This window comes from Paenibacillus sp. FSL F4-0122, assembly GCF_038002845.1.
Lineage (GTDB): Bacteria > Bacillota > Bacilli > Paenibacillales > Paenibacillaceae > Paenibacillus_AQ > Paenibacillus_AQ odorifer.
Genome location: NZ_JBBODI010000001.1, coordinates 1,421,779 through 1,440,351, shown reverse-complemented (window position 1 = coordinate 1,440,351; position 18,573 = coordinate 1,421,779). Strand labels below are relative to the sequence as shown.

General features: G+C 42.9%; 15 protein-coding genes. 13 read left to right on the top strand and 2 right to left on the bottom strand.

Going from position 1 to position 18,573, the window contains the following annotated elements; genetic code table 11:
- Positions 1-100 precede the first annotated feature (100 nt).
- The 5 genes from MHH49_RS06090 (at position 101) to MHH49_RS06070 (ending at position 5,508) form a co-directional block, all read left to right on the top strand.
- Positions 101-445: a YojF family protein gene (locus MHH49_RS06090; RefSeq protein ID WP_036684865.1), complete on the top strand. Its 345-nt coding sequence runs from the start codon at positions 101-103 to the stop codon at positions 443-445.
- A gap of 23 nt (positions 446-468) precedes the next feature.
- Entirely contained in the window at positions 469-1,122 is a 654-nt protein-coding gene (gene bshB2 / locus MHH49_RS06085; RefSeq protein WP_038574105.1) for a bacillithiol biosynthesis deacetylase BshB2, read from the top strand.
- A 203-nt stretch (positions 1,123-1,325) separates the two neighbouring features.
- Positions 1,326-3,233: a flagellin N-terminal helical domain-containing protein gene (locus MHH49_RS06080; protein WP_341138009.1), complete on the top strand. Its 1,908-nt coding sequence runs from the start codon at positions 1,326-1,328 to the stop codon at positions 3,231-3,233.
- Positions 3,234-3,397: 164 nt separating this feature from the next.
- Positions 3,398-4,771: a hypothetical protein gene (locus tag MHH49_RS06075; RefSeq protein WP_038568765.1), complete on the top strand. Its 1,374-nt coding sequence runs from the start codon at positions 3,398-3,400 to the stop codon at positions 4,769-4,771.
- A gap of 80 nt (positions 4,772-4,851) precedes the next feature.
- Complete coding sequence (locus tag MHH49_RS06070; protein WP_341138777.1) at positions 4,852-5,508, top strand: M48 family metallopeptidase; 657 nt, start codon at positions 4,852-4,854, stop codon at positions 5,506-5,508.
- Positions 5,509-5,566: 58 nt separating this feature from the next.
- Here MHH49_RS06070 and MHH49_RS06065 read toward each other — a convergent pair whose 3' ends face one another.
- Entirely contained in the window at positions 5,567-7,264 is a 1,698-nt protein-coding gene (locus tag MHH49_RS06065) for a PucR family transcriptional regulator (protein WP_076272152.1), read from the bottom strand.
- Between the two features lie 541 nt (positions 7,265-7,805).
- On the opposite strand from MHH49_RS06065, the gene MHH49_RS06060 reads away from it, so the two are divergent.
- From MHH49_RS06060 to MHH49_RS06025, 8 genes are all read left to right on the top strand, one after another.
- A complete protein-coding gene (locus MHH49_RS06060) occupies positions 7,806-8,516 on the top strand; it encodes a DUF2877 domain-containing protein (RefSeq protein ID WP_081383834.1) in 711 nt (236 codons plus the stop codon).
- Between the two features lie 3 nt (positions 8,517-8,519).
- Positions 8,520-10,064: an acyl-CoA synthetase FdrA gene (gene fdrA / locus MHH49_RS06055; protein WP_341138008.1), complete on the top strand. Its 1,545-nt coding sequence runs from the start codon at positions 8,520-8,522 to the stop codon at positions 10,062-10,064.
- A gap of 1 nt (position 10,065) precedes the next feature.
- Entirely contained in the window at positions 10,066-11,496 is a 1,431-nt protein-coding gene (locus MHH49_RS06050; RefSeq protein WP_076098692.1) for a YlbE family protein, read from the top strand.
- 89 nt (positions 11,497-11,585) lie between these two features.
- Positions 11,586-13,127: a hypothetical protein gene (locus MHH49_RS06045; protein WP_036684876.1), complete on the top strand. Its 1,542-nt coding sequence runs from the start codon at positions 11,586-11,588 to the stop codon at positions 13,125-13,127.
- A 33-nt stretch (positions 13,128-13,160) separates the two neighbouring features.
- Complete coding sequence (locus MHH49_RS06040; RefSeq protein ID WP_063829824.1) at positions 13,161-14,426, top strand: tetratricopeptide repeat protein; 1,266 nt, start codon at positions 13,161-13,163, stop codon at positions 14,424-14,426.
- Between the two features lie 36 nt (positions 14,427-14,462).
- Positions 14,463-15,410, top strand: coding sequence for a carbamate kinase (gene arcC, locus MHH49_RS06035; RefSeq protein WP_341138007.1), 948 nt, complete (start codon positions 14,463-14,465; stop codon positions 15,408-15,410).
- Positions 15,411-15,607: 197 nt separating this feature from the next.
- A complete protein-coding gene (locus tag MHH49_RS06030; RefSeq protein ID WP_341138006.1) occupies positions 15,608-16,180 on the top strand; it encodes a hypothetical protein in 573 nt (190 codons plus the stop codon).
- Positions 16,181-16,200: 20 nt separating this feature from the next.
- Positions 16,201-16,494 carry a hypothetical protein gene (locus MHH49_RS06025; protein ID WP_036684881.1) on the top strand — a complete coding sequence of 98 codons (294 nt, stop codon included), beginning with the start codon at positions 16,201-16,203 and terminating at the stop codon, positions 16,492-16,494.
- Positions 16,495-16,564: 70 nt separating this feature from the next.
- Here the strand turns inward: MHH49_RS06025 and MHH49_RS06020 are convergent, their stop codons facing one another.
- Positions 16,565-18,286 (bottom strand): cellulase family glycosylhydrolase, encoded by a 1,722-nt coding sequence (locus MHH49_RS06020; protein ID WP_038568775.1) that lies wholly within the window; start codon positions 18,284-18,286, stop codon positions 16,565-16,567.
- Between the last annotated feature and the right edge of the window lie 287 nt (positions 18,287-18,573).

Here is an 18,573-nt window from a genome sequence, read left to right as displayed (position 1 = left end):
GAAATACGGACCCGCTTATCATATAACAGATCCGTCCTTCTATAAGGTATGGATCTTATTTTTTGTATGTATATATTCAGTCAGAGACGGAGGCGCAACATTGCAGCTAATCAATCAATCGGAAGTACAAGATAGGATCGACCTGCTTAAAGATCAGGATCTATATATCCATCTTGAGATGACAACGGGAGCCTACGCTGCCCATTTAGATAGTTCGAAGCATCCAGCCGCTACTTTTATTACCAATGCTATTATTCGATATTCCCATGGTTCGATTTCCGGCAACGGTCCTTATCGGGTCGGCTTAAAAATGTCGCAGGGCTGGGTTTATTCGGAAGGGCTAACTCACTATGAAGAGAGTGAGACAGGCAGATTGATTATGGCTGGACATGATGCTCAAGGCAAACTGATCGTATCGTTACAATTAAGCCGAGAGCCGTTCTAATGGAAGAGGAGATGAAGAGTTCTGTGGAAAAACATATTCTTGTTATTTTGCCACATCCGGATGATGAGGCCTTCGGTATATCAGGAACCCTTGCCAAACATATACAAAATGGGACCCAAGTTACCTACGCATGCCTAACGCTTGGAGAAATGGGCCGAAATATGGGCATCCCGCCCTTTGCGAATCGGGTAACCCTCCCGGAAATACGTAAGAAGGAGCTGGAGGAATCCTGCGAGGCTATTGGCATACAGGATTTAAGAATGCTTGGTTTTCACGACAAGACGATAGAGTTCGAAGATCAAGTCTTGCTCGATGGGCAGATTGATGCGCTCTTGAAAGAGCTTAAACCTTCGCTAATCATCACTTTCTATCCAGGGTACAGCGTTCATCCTGATCACGATGCTACTGGAGCTGCAGTGATCCGAACCGTTGCAAGATTGCCGAAGGAAGAAAGACCTCCTGTTCACTGTATAGCTTTTGCTAATAATATTGTAGAGATTGGGGAGCCAAAGGTTATCAATGATGTGAGAGATTTCCTCAAGCACAAGATGGCGTCCATTCAGGCGCATCGTTCCCAATTCCAAGCTGCTGAGCTGTTGGGCAGCAAACCTTTAAATGATAAAGAGATCCAAGCTCGGTTTGGAACAGAGCATTTCTGGATTTATCCGTTTGAATGATAATGATCTAGTCAGAATTTTAGCGGTGATCTGTTGTCGGTGCTTAACCGGTGATAGATCGCCGTTTTAGTATGTGAATATTCAACTTTTCAGCGGGGGACGGTAGGAATTTAAGGCGAGGCCTTAAGACACGGGTAATTTGACCTAAAAAATTACTAAGGACTATCCGATATAGAAGATACTAACAATTGAAAGGTGATTAAATGCGAATCGGTCACAACATCACGTCTTTAAATAGTTTGAACAGATTAAATAAAAATAATAAATCTATTACAAGTTCACAAGAGAGGTTATCTTCTGGACTTCGGATAAATATAGCGGCAGATGATGCTGCAGGATTGGCAATTTCTGAGAAAATGAGAGCACAGATTCGTGGATTGTCTCAGGCAGCAAGGAATACACAGGATGGTATTTCACTAATTCAGACTGCTGAGAGTGGACTTGGAACTATACAAGATCCTAATCTGCTAAGACTACGGGAGCTTGCAATACAGGCTTCAAGTGATACCTTAACAAATTTTGATCGAACATTGATTCAAAAAGAAGTTGAGCAGATAAAGCTTGGGATAAATGATATTGCTAATAACACTCAATTTAATGGAATTCATTTATTGAATAATGACCTCGAAGTAAACACGAATATTACGCCAGTACAGGGCAATATAAGTACGAATTGGACAGCTAACATACCTGCCAGAGATTTATCTAAGACTTCGGATGGAGGTTATGTCGGAATAAGAATTCCCGGTAATAATCCTTTCAAATTAGATAGTATGGGTAATCTGGTTTGGTCACAAGCAATTCCTAATATGGATGTGTATAGTATTAAGGAATCTAGTGATGGTGGTTATATTTTATTAGGAAATGATTTCTCAGCAGGGGCAGTTTCCGATCAAAGAATAAATATAATCAAATGGGATGGGAATTTGAATGAGCAGTGGAGTACAGGGGTATCTGGCGTCTACTCCATTATGGGGAATGAAGTAATTGAGACTAGTGACGGTTCCTTTATTGTGGCAGGGACGGGTTCCGGTATTCAAAATTGGGATGGCCTTATGGCTAAATTTAATAGTAGTGGTGTGCAACAATCCACCTCGATAGCGGGTTCTTCACAATCCAATCCTGTTGGCTATGGAAGCGAAGAATTTAATTCTATTATTGAAACTGCTGACGGCGGTTATTTGGCTATTGGTTCATCAAGTCTCAAACTAAACAGTTCTTATACCGATAAGTCAAGCTGGGTTGTGAAATATGATAGTAACTTAAATCCGTTATGGGACACACGAGTCGGTGCTGCTGGGGATGATGAAGGTTACCGCGCCGTCGCAACCAGTGATGGAGGGGCCATAATTGTTGGTTCTTATAACGACTCTACTAAAACTAGTGGATTAATCTATAAACTAGACAGTAGTGGAAACGTATTGTGGGAGAAGAATATATCAAATGAAACTTCCAACTCCAGTCAACTTACTAGCATTACAGAAATGAAAGATGGGAATTACATCGTTGGAGGAATAGTAGATAATAATTATCGTCTTTCCATTTTTGATCCACAGGGAAATGAATTGGCTAATGTTAATCTAAATGGTGGGGGCTCTACGGATAGATTAAATAACATTATTAGTAATGATGACGGAAGTTACACTTTTTCAACTACAACTGGAATAACCAATTTCAATGTATCTTACGGATCAAACCCTGGTACCACATATGATTACAAAACAGTAAACCTTCAGGTGGGAGCAAACTCTGGGGATAACTTCGCTGTTAAATTAACAGATGCTAGAACTACTGCTCTGGGAATTGCGGATATAGATCTTTCAACTAGACAAGGTGCCGAATTAGCGATTTCGAAAATAGACAAGGCTATAAATACCGTTTCATCTAAGCGTTCAATGTACGGCGCGTATCAAAATGCATTAGAACATATCCATAATAACCTAACCAATTACGAAGTAAACTTAACAGCAGCTGAATCACGAATAAGAGATGTGGATATGGCAAAGGAAATGATGAAGCTTACCAAATACAATGTCTTATCTCAAGCATCACAAGCCATGTTGGCTCAAGCTAATCAACAGCCTCAAGGCGTGTTAGAGTTGTTAAAATAGTGCTATACATACAGTCTATGCATTTCAGTGCATAGGCTTTTTTAGAATCTATGATGATCTAAGAAATGATTTACAAAAAAATTTCCAGAGACTATTATATTTCTATGCGTAATATTTTCCTTTTTTAACTAGATTATTGTAAGAATTTATCTCTGGAGGTTCAAATGAAAAAGCACGACAAAATCATTTCCTTCATCTTCATGTTCATTATGATGGTGACGGCTATTTTCTGGGTAAACTCGACCACTAGTTGGACTATGATGGGTACCCTTGCTTCCGTGGCCTGTTTCGTACTTTTTATATTATTGGGACTCCGCACTATACCTGTTTTGACAGATTTTGTTCTGACAAATCCAGCACCTGAAGTAACTCTGGAAAATAAAACACGGGACAGAAAGCAGGCTTGGCTATATATTATCGGCTGGGTAGTGGCTAGTCGGGTCTTGCTTATGTTTATCGGTTATATATTTTTGATCATACAGAATGGCTATTCCGGTGGTTTGTTTAGCAAAATAGCTGAGACCTGGCATATATCAGGGATCGACGCTTCACATTATTTGGGCATCGCGGAGAATTGGTATGTGACGGAGGGAGATCCGAAATACCATATTGTGTTTTTTCCTTTTTTTCCAAATCTAATTAAAGTAGTTCAGGTATTCGTAGGGAATTATCTCGTCGCTGGATTTATCGTTTCTAATATTTGCTCGCTTGTTGCTGCCTTGGTCGCCTATGAGCTTGCCTCACTAGACATGCATCGAAAGAGTGCTATGCGAGTAGTGAAGTATATTTTTATATTTCCGGCTGCGTTCTTTTTCTTCATCCCAATGACCGAATCTCTATTTCTGGCCTTATCGCTGCTGTGTTTATATTTTGTGAGAAAAAAAGAATGGCTCATCGGATGTTTATGCGGTGCACTCGCAGCGTATACGCGTTCTCCAGGGGTGCTGTTGATTGTACCGGTTGCGATTGAATTAGCACGGGATCTTATAGGGAATTATAAATTACTAGATAAAAAAGCGTTTATACATAAGCTGATCACCGCCATTGGTTGTCTTGCTATCATATCGATGGGTTTGCTGGCTTATCTTTACATCAACTACTATGTTACGGGAAATGCTTTTCAGTTCAGTATTTACCAGAGGGAGCATTGGTCACAGAAGTTCTATCTCTTTTTCGATACCGTAAGATATCAGATGGAATATGCGGTGGGCACCTTTAAAAGTGGAGATAGCCGTTCTTTTCTCGGCATGTGGCTGCCCAATTTAATCGCTATATTCTCAGCACTAATTATCATGTTTATGGGAGCAAGAAAACTACGGCCATCCTACACTGCTTATTTTATCGTGTATTTTGCTTTCGTAGTGGGAGCTACCTGGCTGCTGTCAGCCCCGCGTTATTTGCTTGTTGCCTTTCCGCTAGCTTTTGCTGCCGTTGCGCTCACTAATGAAAAGCCGAAGGATGTTGCACTCACTGTTATATCTGTTGTGGGTAGTATACTTTACTTGGCAATGTTTGTAGCGGGATATCCGGTGTATTGAGGAATCGTGTTAAAATAGGAGAACGCCTAGGTGCGTTCTTCTTTTTTATTGCGAATAATCTTATAGAAACGATGGTGGGTATGAAGATTGATTACGACAATCAGGTGATCGAGTTTAATGTTCAATATGGAAACGGGAAAAAAATCTCCATTCATATAGATTCGTCAGGGCGCATAACACTCAAGGTACCTAAGAAAACATCTGAAGAGACGATTAAAAGTGTGGTTGAGCGTAATGGCAAAATGATTGTGGAGAAGCTGCAAAGTCTCGAAGCGGCTCGTGAAACGCCAAAGATGATCAGAGCGTACGAAGATGAAGGAAAGTTCCTGTATCTAGGCAAATATTATTCTCTGCATGAGCTTATAGAGACAGCGGAGCTAAGTGAAGAACAACTTCAGTTAAAGCTGAAAAAGTTCTATTTCTCTAGCTGCAAGAAGCTTATAGGAGAGCGGATCACTAGGTACCAGACGCAGCTTAGAGTAAAACCTAAGAGTATCGAGATTGTAGAGTCCAGGACCAAATGGGGAAGCTGCAGCTCCGATAAAAAACTAACCTTTAACTATCGTCTGGCCATGGCTCCCGTGGAGGTTATCGATTATGTGATCATCCATGAGTTATGTCATTTGCTGCATATGAACCATGATCGCTCCTTTTGGCGACGGGTTGGAAGCCTAATGCCGGATTATAAGGAGAAGGAAGAATATTTAGCAAGATATGGACGGGCTATGATGTTATGAAAAAAAGGGTATTCCAGTGCAACTAGAGTAATGGTTGCCGGGAATACCCTTCGTTATTTTAACCCCTTTGCAGCAATCGATAGAGGTTAAGTGCCAGTTGAATCTCGAATAACTCATCAGAGTTTTTCAGATCTATATTTAGCAAATCTTTGATTTTATCAATCCGGTAAATAAAGGTGTTGCGGTGAATAAACATCGCTTTGGCGGCTTCGGTTACATTCTGATTGTACATAAAATAATACTCCAAGGTAGACATGAATCTCGTGTTCATCGTCTGGTCATGTTCATGAATGCCTCCCAGAACTTTGTTAAAGAATGTCTCCATTTCCGTAGGCTTAATGTTGGAATCCAGAAAATGATAGACAGAATAATCCTCGAAGTGAGCAATGCTCCGGCTGTCTTTATTAAACCGCTGCATGAGCCGCATAGCTTCCTGGGCCTCGAAGAAGCTTCGATGGAGCGAAGCAAGTGTCTTATACTGACTGCCAATGCCGATGAGAAAATGATTTTTAGTCATTTCCTGAGCCAGCAACTGCAGCACCTCTTGAGCAAAGGCTTTCGTATCGCTTACGGAAATTGGCGGTTTATTTTCATTTTTGCCGATCAAGATGATGATTTGCTGATTGCGATAGTAACAGATTAGCTCTCCACCTGCATTACTGGACAAGCCATAGATCAAATTGACACATTTTTTGACCATATGCTCCATTTCATATTTTCTATAAACCATGTCCGTGTAGTTTTCCAGCTGTGTAGCTTCAATATGGATAACTGTACAGTAATACGCATAGTTAACTTTAAGCCCATGCATAGCAGATAGGGAATGCAGTGTTTCTGTTGAAGTAATATTGCCAGCTAATAAGTCGTCGAAGAAGTCCTGCCTAATTTTATGCTTTACCTCTTCGATTTCCTTGGCTTTGATCCGGTCCAGTGCAAGCATCGTGGATACATGCTCTAGTGCGGTGTAGTCAAATTCAACCAGCTTGCGTACCGTTTGCAGAACGACGATATACGCGTAAGCGTTACTGGATACAGAAACCGGCATAATGCAGCACTTGTACGGCTGACCCTGAGAATAGTAGGTGCGTTTGATGGATTTTTTGATTTCAGTAATATACTTTGGGAAAGCTACCGTGAACTCTGTTGGAAAAACAGGCCTGTTCTTCACCAGTGGCAGGAATTCCTGAAGTGGAGATGGGTTATCCTTATGATCTGTATAGCAGAGTAGGTTCCAGTCTCTATCTAATATAAGAACAGGGTTATGGATCGTGTCGGACAATTCCGCCGATATTTGCTCAATACCGCCGCCTTCGAGTGCGATTTTGAACAGCGCATTATGAAGGTCGAGCGAGCGTCGGTTCACTGCATCGTAATCCGCGTTGGTCTTTTCGTTAATGATCGCAATGACTCTGGACAAGGTGTATTCAAAAGGGAGCTCCAGTAGCGGAAGTCCATGCTTATCAGCAAGCTCGATCATGTTCTGCGGGATAGCATCGAAATATCGCTTCATTTTGATGCAGAGTCCTGCACAGTTATTCTCCACCAGCTCATGAATGAATTTGTTCTGCAGCTCTGTGCTGTCTTTGAAGATATATCCGGTGGATAAAAGCAGCTCGTTCGAGGTCAGCCAGTCAAATACGTCCGGATTCTCGATGATATTAACTACAGAGATTTGATTGTTTAGGCCAGAATGCCCCGCAACGATCTTTATGCCTTCGATGGATTTGATTTGTAAGATATCTTTTATCGTTAGCATCAATTCACACCTCTCATCATCACCCATTGTGCAATGTGCATAGTGATTACTTGTTGTTTTTAGTGTTCTTGTATGATGACCCCCAGTGTACGGAGGACTACAATAAGGGTGTCAGGTAACGTTTAACCGTTAAACTGTGATATATTTCACAAAAATATCCTTTTTCACACAGAAAGCAACTCAATCTTTATCATTCTTGGAATTTTATGAACTGAGTGTAACATCTTCTATCATTCATCATCAACCGTTACGGTTTTTTTATGAGAACGCTTTCTATATAGGATAACCTGACAATAAGTGACCAAACCATTATCTACTTCCTTCTCAAGGGGGCGATCAAACGGAGTATTCTCAGAGCAAGTGTACCTCTTATTTAAAAGCTGGGATATCCAGTGATAGCGCGTTCTTTCATCGGATTCGAGAATCAAGATTTTTCGGAAATATACACAGCATATTTGAGCGGACGATAAATGTAAGGTGCAAGGCAACTGATGAATTATATACCATTGCGAGCAGTAGGGTAGATAATGCGCCTAATACTTTGATTACAGAGGTTAGTAGTTTTTCGGTTCTTGGACTGGTTGTGGGAGAAGAAGTTTTTGCGGAGAATGATCAATTATATATTGGCACTAAGCTTTCAATATCGATCAAGGAACTGACAGTTTGGCAGAGCTCTCTATCTATTTTTCCAAAAGAAGTAAAGACGCTAAGAGATAATTTGGCTGTGGCAAAAGCTTATATCAATAGCTATGGAAAACCAGGCGGTATGAAGCAGTTTGCGGGTTCTAGCTGCTTTGAGAGAGAAACGATGCGGCTGCTGGAAGAGCGATCTTCAGGTCTTCTGAATGCCTTGGCGAATGACAGCATGGAAGATGCTGCTTTTTATGCAATTCGACTAATGGGATTAGGCCCAGGTCTGACTCCGTCGGGAGATGATTTTTTAGTTGGATTGTTTGCTGTGATCCATCTGCCTCAGAGTCCTATTAGTAAATACCAGCCGTGGTGCAGGGAAGTCGTGAACGAAGCAGCTGAATTAACGAATGAAATAAGCTATATGGCTCTGAAAAAAGCGGCTTGGGGTCAGGTGAGAGAGTCAATGGGTCAGATGCTGCATTCGCTCATGTATGAGAGTAAGGAAAATATGCTTCTTGGCTTATCGGCAGTGCTGGATATAGGTTCTTCTTCCGGAACAGATATTGCCTTGGGGATCATTAGCGGTTTGGATCTTAATCTAGAACAACGTTGGAGGTAAGATATGTCGACTAAAATAGTAATTAAAAGAAACACATACTTTGATTCCGTCTCGCTCATGTCGTTGTCGACCAAAGCGAATCAAATAGAGGGTGTCGAACAAGCTTTTATCGCAATGGCTACTCAAATGAATAAAGAGGTATTAGCGAATGTAGGGCTGATAACCCTTGAGCTAGAGGAAGCTAAGAATAGTGACCTGATGATCGTAATCAAAGCAGCATCCCCTGAGCTGGCTGAAGTTGCCTTTGGAGCAATCGAAGAGCTGTTTATTAAAAAAGACAGTGCAGTTGGCGGTACAGAGCTTAAATATCCAACAATTGAGTCGGCAGTGAAGAATAGGACAGCAGCTAATCTTGCAGTGATTTCAGTCAACGGAGCGTTTGCAGCCAGAGAAGCAAGAAAAGCGCTGGAGAATAATCTCCATGTCATGATGTTCAGTGACAACGTAAGCGTAGAAGACGAAATTGAATTAAAAAAAATAGCACATGAGCGTGGATTACTGATGATGGGGCCGGATTGCGGAACCGCGATCATTGGAAATATGGCCTTATGTTTTGCCAATAAAGTTCGTAAAGGCAATATCGGCATCGTGGGTGCATCCGGCACAGGAAGTCAGGAAATCAGCGTGCGGATTCACGATTTTGGCGGAGGCATCTCACAGTTGATTGGCACAGGCGGCAGAGACCTAAGTGAACGTGTCGGCGGAGTAATGATGCTTGATGCTATGAAAGCGCTTAACGAAGACGAAGCCACTAAGGTCATTGTGTTGATTTCCAAGCCCCCAGCTAAAAGTGTGGAACAAAAAGTGCTGAATGAAATCAAAAATATGCATAAGCCTGTCGTAGTCTGCTTTATCGGAGGAACGGAGGAAGCTGTTCTGGAGGCAGGTGGGCATTTTGCCAAAACAACCAAAGAAGCCGCGCTAAAGGCGGTAATTCTATCCGGCATCGATGAGAGCCAAATTAACAAGCATCCGCTAAACCTTCCGCTGATTGAAGAGATTAAGGTCAAGCTGAAGCCAGAACAGAAGTATATTCGTGGGTTATTCTGCGGCGGTACTTTATGTGATGAAGCAATGTATCTAGCGATGGAGAAATACGACGATGTCTATAGCAACATTCCAAAAGATCCAGAATATCAGCTGGGTGATATCCATATCAGCCAAGCGCATACGTTTATTGACTTTGGGGATGATGGGTTCACTAACGGCAAACCACATCCGATGATTGATCCTTCTTCACGGATTGCCAGATTCAAGCAGGAAGCGAAGGACCCGGCGGTGGGCGTGATCATTATGGATTTTGTATTAGGCTATGGATCACATGAGGATCCAGTAGGTGTTATGGTGCCTGCAATTATTGAGGCTAAGCAAGCAGCGGAACAAGAAGGCAGACATTTGGAGATCGTCGGCTATGTACTTGGAACCGATCTGGATACACCTTCCGTCCAAGAACAGCTTGATAAGCTGGTATCCGCGGGCGTTACCTATGCAAGCAGTAATACGAATGCAGGACTTCTTGCCAGAGGTTTTGTAGAGAAGGGAGTATAACATGAGCAGAATTAATGAGTTATTTAAGAGTGAACTTCACGTTATCAATGTCGGCCTAGAAATGTTCAAGGATGATATCCTGAAGCAAAAAGGCAACGTAACCCATCTGGAATGGAAGCCACCTGGTGGAGGTAAGCCCGAATTAATTGCCGCACTGGATGCGTTAGAGCAAGAGGGGATTGCTGCAAAGATTGAGGCTGCCAACAAGCTGGCTGTAGAGCGAATCGTGAATTCACAACCGGTATTGGTTGGTTTTGACCAAGCGATCAACGTCGTACCAGGGATGACTAAGACTACGATATTACATGCAGGACCTCCGATTACTTGGGATAAGATGAGTGGTCCCATGAAAGGTGCAGTTACCGGCGCTTTGGTCTTTGAGGGCTTGGCGAAGGATCTCGATGAAGCTGCCGAACTAGCGGCATCAGGTGAGATTACGTTCTCCCCTTGTCACGAGCATAATTGTGTGGGTTCCATGGCAGGAGTAACCTCAGCCTCTATGTTTATGCACATTGTAGAGAATAAAACGTATGGCAACATCGCTTATACGAACCTTAGTGAGCAACTGTCGAAAATCTTGCGGATGGGTGCAAACGATGAAACGGTCGTTGCCCGTTTGATCTGGATGAGAGATGTGCTTGGACCGATGCTGCGTGAGGCGATGAAGTTCTCTGAGAACGGCATTGATCTGCGGCTCATGTTATCACAGGCGCTCCATATGGGAGATGAATGCCATAACCGCAACAACGCTGGAACGACTCTTTTGATTCAGGCATTAACGCCGCTTATCCTGAGAACAGATTTTACTAATGAGCAGAAAATCGAAGTGTTCGACTTTGTGGCAATGAGTGATTATTTCTCCGGACCAACTTGGATGGCTCTTTGTAAATGTGCACTTGATGCTGCCCATGGCATCGAGCATAGCACCATCGTAACAACGATGGCCCGCAATGGCGTGGAATTTGGTATTCGTGTCAGTGGAATGCCAGGCAATACCTGGTTTACCGGTCCTGCGCAAAAGGTTGTCGGACCGATGTTTGCAGGGTATAAGCCGGAAGACTCGGGACTCGATATCGGAGATAGTGCGATTACCGAAACGTATGGTATAGGTGGCTTCGCCATGGCAACCGCGCCGGCGATTGTAGCATTAGTTGGGGGAACCGTAGATGATGCCATGAACTATTCTGTCAAAATGAAGGAAATCACTACAACGGAGAATCCAAATGTGACGATTCCTTTGTTGAACTTCCGCGGAATTCCTACTGGAATCGATATTCGTAAAGTGGGTCAAACCAGCATTATGCCAGTGATCAACACGGCTATTGCCCATAAGGATCCAGGCATCGGAATGATTGGAGCCGGAATCACTCATCCTCCAATCGAGTGTTTCGAGCAAGCCATTCTCGCTTTTAGCCAGAGCATGCATTCATAGAACCACCCGCCCTTCAGGCCTATTCAAGGGTCTGAGGGCTTCATAAGCCATTGGTATGTAAGCGCTAACGATCTAGGGGGAGATTTATTATGGATCAAGTATTTATGAAGATGTTCTGGAAAAAGGGAGATTGGGCCGCGTTTTTCGGGCTGCTTGCTAACAATTTAACCAATCTGCTTACGATGATTTCATTGTTAATTTTTGTAGTAGGATTTCCGGAAGGTATGGTTTACGGCAGAGTCGTTCCTGCGTTTGGACTCGCGATTTTTATCGCAAGTATTGCTTATGGCTGGTTTGGATATCAGCTAGCCAAAAAAACAGGCCGAACGGATATAACCGCATTACCTTCAGGGCCTAGTGCTCCATCGATTTTTACAGTAACTTTTCTAGTGTTAATTCCCGTATTTAGAGAAACCAATGATGCATCATTTGCGCTGCAAATTGGTCTCGTATGGTGTTTGTTCGAAGCCTTGATCCTTATTGTCGGCTCATTTCTGGGAGATGTGCTGCGCAAGGTTATTCCAAGAACCGTACTTTTATCTTGTTTATCTGGACTTGGATTGTTATTGCTGGCCATGAACCCGATGCTGCAATCCTTTGAAACACCTGTGGTTGCTTTTGTTGTACTTGTGATCATCTTTATTAACTGGTTTGGCAAATCGCCGATATTCAAAAAAATTCCTACAGGATTTCTGCTGCTGATTGCTGGAACCGCGCTGGCTTGGATATTTGGTTTGCAGAATCCAGAAGCGATCACAACGGCTCTTTCAACCCTGGGGTTTAATCCACCAGAGGTGCATATTACCAGCTTAATTCAAGGGATTCCGCATGCCTTGCCATACCTGGCTTCTGCAATTCCATTGGGACTGGCCAATTATATTTTTGACCTTGAAAATATTGAGAGCGCACATGCTGCCGGAGACCCTTATAACACTCGTAACGTTATGCTAACGAATGGGGTTGCTTCAAGTATTGGTGCTTTCACAGGTAATCCGTTCCCAGTAACTGTGTATATTGGTCATGCAGGCTGGAAATCTATTGGGGCTGGACTTGGTTATACCATAGCTTCTGGTTTCTCCATGTTAATTATTTGTCTCTTTGGCATAGGAGCACTGCTGTTGTCTATCATACCTGTTGTGGCGATTGTTCCGATTCTGGTCTATGTCGGGGTCGTTACGGCGAATCAGGTGGTTCGAGAGACACCTAAAAATGAAGTGCCCGTTATCTTTATCACCTTGTTCCCATGGATCGCCAACTGGGCTTTAACGCTTGCGAACAACATTTTTAATGCGGCTGAAACTTCGGCTTCCAAGGTGGGGATTGATCTCTTATTAAGCAAAGGGGTTTATTACAACGGCCTGATGCATTTAGGAAATGGTGCACCGCTTAGCAGCTTGATTTGGGGCTCCATCACTATTTTCTCTATCCTGAATAAACCACTGCGGGCTGCTGTCTTTGCTGTAATCGCTTCTGGCCTATCTTTATTTGGAATCATTCACGCGCCGACTGTTGGATTTGCTCAAGCTTCACTTATGCCGTTCGTATACGCCTACTTGATGGTGGCAGGATTATTTGTTTATAAGCATTTTTCAGACCTTCGTGACCCAGCGAACAAGCTGCAATCCGAATAAATAATTGATAAAAAGAAATAGGAGAGCTAAGCCATGACTAATCAAACTCTGTCAGAAGATTTAATTCAAGCAGCGGATCGCGGGGATTTAGCTGCCGTAGAACAGCTTTTGGCTCGTGGTGCCGATGTTCATCATAAGGATGCCAGTGGTCGTACTGCGCTGATGGCGGCAACGCAAAAAAATCATATTCCTCTCGCTCAAAAGCTGATTGAAGCAGGCAGTGATGTGAATGCAAGAGATATCACTATGTTATCACCCTACCTGTGTGCCGGTGCCAATGGATTTCATGAGATTCTGTCTTTAACTCTTGCCGCAGGTGCGGATACAACCAGTGTAAATCGTTTTGGGGGAACTACACTGCTTCCCTCCAGCGAGAAGGGGTATCTAAGAACTGTTCAGAAATGCTTGGAAGCAGGTGTTGCAGTTAACCATATGAACAATCTGGGATGGTCTGCCTTGCTGGAGGCAGTAATTCTCGGGAATGGTGGCCGTTTATACTCCGATATTATTCAGTTGTTGGTGGATGCTGGAGCGGATGTTCATTTGCCGGATCGTGACGGAAAATCATCGTTGCAGCATGCAGAAGAGCTGGGTCAGGAGAGGGTCATCCGTATTCTCAATAAAGAAAAGCTAACGATTCATCCAAGTATTCAAAGCGCTCAAGAGCTAGCTCGGGCAGAGGATTTCCGGAAAGCAAGTTTGGTTATGGAACATGCAATGCAAGTGGACAGTAATAATTCAGATTTCTATTACTATAAAGGATACTTCTTAGGGGAACTCGGGAGATATGACGAAGCTCTGGCAGCTTATCAACAGGCACTTACTATTGATCCGGATGACCTTGATTTCTATTTCTATACCGCAAATGCCTACCGAATGATGAAGCGATCCGAGCAAGCATTAGCAGAGTATGACAAAGCGATAGAACGCGATCCTGGCGAAAGCTTCTTCCGCTATCATAAATCCAATTATTTAAGAGAGTTGGGCAGGCATGAGGAAGCGGTCAAAGTTATGGATCAGCTTCTGGAACAGCAGCCTGCCCGGTATGATTTCTCGTTCCATAAGGCGAACAGCTTGAGATCACTTGGCCGGCATCAAGAGGCAGTTGAGGCGATTGAGAACGCAATTGCTAACGATCCGAGCAATCCTTTATATCATCATCATAAGGCTCAGTCACTTGGTTTACTTGGTGATCATGAAATGGCCATTCAAGAAATAGATATTGCTATCAGCTATAATCCTGCCAATCCGGATTTTCACTCCGCGAAGGAACAATTTCAGCTGGCCCTTAAACGCTAATCAATGAGGATCAACTGATCCGTCAGGAGGAATGGAATGAGTAAATTTATAGTTGTAGCCATTGGCGGTAATTCATTGGTGAAAGACAATGGCCGCGATTCTATAGAGGATCAATCTGAGGCAGTACGTGAAATTGCTGTCAATATCGCTGATCTGGTGCAAGCAGGCAACGATGTGGTGGTTACTCACGGCAACGGTCCACAGGTTGGATTCGAGCTGAGACGAAGCGAGGTGGCTTCGGAAGTCACTGGAATGGATGTTACTCCGCTGGTCAATTGCGTGGCGGGCACGCAAGGGGGCATAGGCTATTTAATTCAGCAGGCCTTAACAAATGAATTCATTCACCGCAGATTAGACAAAAAGGTTGCCACAGTTATTACTCAGGTCGAGGTTAGCAAAAATGATCCGAATTTTCAGTCTCCCTCGAAACCAGTGGGCTCCTTCTTCACGCTTGAGCAAGCAGAGGAGATGAAGCGTGCCAAGCCAGATTGGGTCATCATTGAGGATTCAGGTCGTGGTTACCGCCGTGTTGTTCCATCGCCTAAGCCGATTGATATCGTTGAAAAAGACGTCATTAAATCACTCATTGAGACGGGTTATGTGGTGATCGCTGTTGGCGGAGGCGGGATTCCTGTGATCAAAACCGAAAATAATACCTACGAAGGTATCGATGCGGTCATTGACAAAGATTTTGCTACAAGTCTGTTGGCCGAACAGATCGATGCAGAATCGCTGATCATTACAACAGGAGTTCCTCAGGTATGTGTGAATTTCGGTACGCCTGAGCAGAAGGCTCTTGAAGAAGTTACAGCGGCAGAAATGTTGGTATATGCGGAGCAGGGTCATTTTCCTGCTGGAAGTATGCAGCCTAAAATTGAAGCAAGTCTTAGCTTTTTGAAAAAGGAGGGACGTAGAGTTATCATTACTAATCCGGAAAATATGAAAGCTGCGATGAGTCAACAGGCTGGCACACACATATTGTAAATTAATATGATCTTATTTATCTCATCATTTCATGGAGACCGCTACTGATCTAAATCAGGGCGGTTTTTTGACATGTTCATGAATTGTTACTCAACTGCTGCTTTCAGATGGCCATATTCTGGTGAATAAAAGGAAGATAAGAGGTAAAACTATGTCCACTATATAAAAAAGAATACATTAAAATGCGGGGGTAAAAGATGAGATCGAATAAAGAAACAACACAACGTTTTACCAGGGCTACAATTCTTTGTTGTATTTGTGCATGTACGGTATTGTTAAGTGGATGCACTAAAGCAGCGGATGAGACTCAAGTGGCTACTCCAACGGCTCAAGTAGAAACCACAGCACCTTCTGCAGAAGCTACTACACCTGCGCCTACGAATAACGCAACAGAACAATCTGCGTCACCCGGTTCAAATACTGGGGAACTTCCAGAGGGAGTGAGCATTCAGAGAGTTATCAAGGATGTTTCGTTAAAAGATAGCTATCATAAAAAGGTTGAACTGTTAAGCGACGGTGGCAAGCGGGTTACCATTACAGATCAGAATCAAAAGAATGTTTTGCAGCAGATTGAATATGACGGAAGGATCACTGCGGTTAAGGATAAACAGATTACCGTTCAAGTGGAGGGCGGTAAAGAGCAAACCTTAACGATTCCTGATCATATAGTCATTGAAGATGAAGACAAGCTCGGATTAAATAATGGCGTTGAAATCGAGTGGACGGTAAATGCAGACGGACAAATCGAAAGCGTGGAACTGGACGATTAAAAATTTACCGAGGTGACTGGATGAAATTTCTAATCGTACTTGGTAGTATTATTGTTCCCATTGTCATGCTGATGTTACAAGGTAAATCGATAAAGTGGCGTATGGTATTTAATGTTGCTTCGGTCTTAAGTGCGATTATCTTTGGAAATATTTCCGCTTTGGCGATTTACGAAATATTAAGGGATCATGCTGTATTTATGACCTCGATCCATGCGATATTTTTAAATCCAATGTTTCTTATTACCGGAGCCTATCTTGGCGTTTATTTAATTTATCGGTTGATGATAATTTCGTATGACGAGGTTTATATGTGATGGGTACAATACAAATAGGGGTGTTCCCGCGTAGGGACACCCCTATTTGTGTTGTTAACAGGACAGATGCTTAAGAGGACTTTCCTACAACGTTTGCTCCGCTCTTCGTGATCTTGTAGGTGATGATATCACCATTCCAGAAGTGGAATTTTAGGATAACCTCGCCGTCTTTAACATCTTTAAAGAACGCGGGAAGCAGCTTGATTTCTTTAGTGTTATAAGAAGGTGAGAAGGTATTGCCGAATTCCTTAAATGGAGTCCAGTCCTGCGGACCTGCATTGCCACCAGCGGTATATACAGCTTCCATTGTGGCAAGCTGGTTACCATTAAAGGTGGTCGGAATGGCAAAGGATTCAGTCGTGCCTTTTGCATCGCTTAATTTAGCTGTGTCATACACAATCACCTTAAGTCTCCACGCAACACCCTTGTTGAATTTCAGAGTCAGTACGGCATTTTCACCGTATTTTTGGGAAGCTGTGAGCTTTTTGAGTTGGCTGGCTTTGAGGATGAGCTCCTCACCATTTAATGTGTAATCTTTACCTTTGGTCAGATATTTTCCGTTGGCACTAATGGTGGTTAGCTTATTACCGTTCAGGTTTAGCTTAACCTTGGTATCTTTGATTTGTGCACCTTTTTTTAGGTAGACCAAATCGCTTTCGGTGCTGGAGGAACGCTCCTTCAGACCAGACATTAATACATTGTGGAGTTCAGGATCAGACCACTTATAAGTTTTACGGTTGAAATGCTGCCCGTTATCCCAGAGCATGGAAGTCATTTTCTTTTCTTTCAAATAATAAGTCAGATACTCGAAGAATTTAAGCTTCTCGCCCTGTTCAATCACACCCGTGTCTTTATCGAAACCTAATAAACCAAATTCGCCGACGATGACAGGGATGCCTTTAGCTACAAATGTATTGTAAACGTTATCAAAAGTTTGAGTGATATCGTTTTTTGTATCTTTTTCAAATGTGGTGTAACCGGCAATGTTCACACTAAAAGGCCAGAAGCCATAGAAGTGAACGGTCGCAATAATATTCGGATCGTTTAGAGCCGTAATCGTCTTATAGAGATGATCCATTCTTGTTTGTGTAGGTGAAGACTCTAATGAAGGTAATACAAGTGGGCGGAGGTCGTTTTTCCCACCGGATTTCCGCACGATCTGATAGAAGGAGTTATTGAGTTCAGTAAGCATTTGCTCCATTTTTGCTTCGTCTGTGCTTCCACCATCGGTGAACCGAGGTTCATTTATGCTCTCGAACATCAGCTTATCGGATTTGTCCTTAAAGCGATCGGCAATTTGAGTCCAGGCTGCATTATAACGCGCCAGCGTTTCATCGTGTTTTTCTTCCATATGGCTTACCCATAGCCAGGAATCATGATGGACATTAATCATGACATAAAGCTTGGCGTCCAGTGCCCAGCCGACAACTTCTTCCACACGGTCGAGGTAGGCTTTTTCTAGGGTATAGTCTGGTGCCGCACCCATGTGAGTATCCCAGGTCACAGGAATCCGAATACTTTTATAGCCTTGAGCGGCGATCTTTTTAATAAGTTCTTGGGTCACACGAGGATTGCCCCAGGAGGTTTCGTCCTCACCTGTAGCATCTAAAGTATTACCGAGGTTCCATCCGGGCTGCATTTCGTCTACATAGGATTGGATCTTACTCTTTGGCGCTGCCTTAGCTTGTTGCTCATCCTTAGTTGCAGCTGCAGCCATGGATGAGAACAGAGAGAGCAGAAGAGCGGTGACAAGTGTCAATGATAAGAAGGATTTCTGGATTCGCGTAGTCATTGAATTCTCCTTTGTGAGATAAATTTAGGATGCTTGGACCTGGCTTTGACGCTGTACTTGATGGTTAGATGAACACGAACACCTCCACTGTTATTTTTGTAAACGCTTTCTGAATATACCCTAACATAGAATTCACTCAGCGAGTACCTTACTAATTTGTGGCAAATTCATATAAGAATTAGTGATTTAAATTAATTTTCCCCACAGTTGGATAAAGAAATTATTTAAATATCCCTACTCGTAGAAATTGGTTATTCAATAGGATTATCTCTAGCTGCCCGTTATAC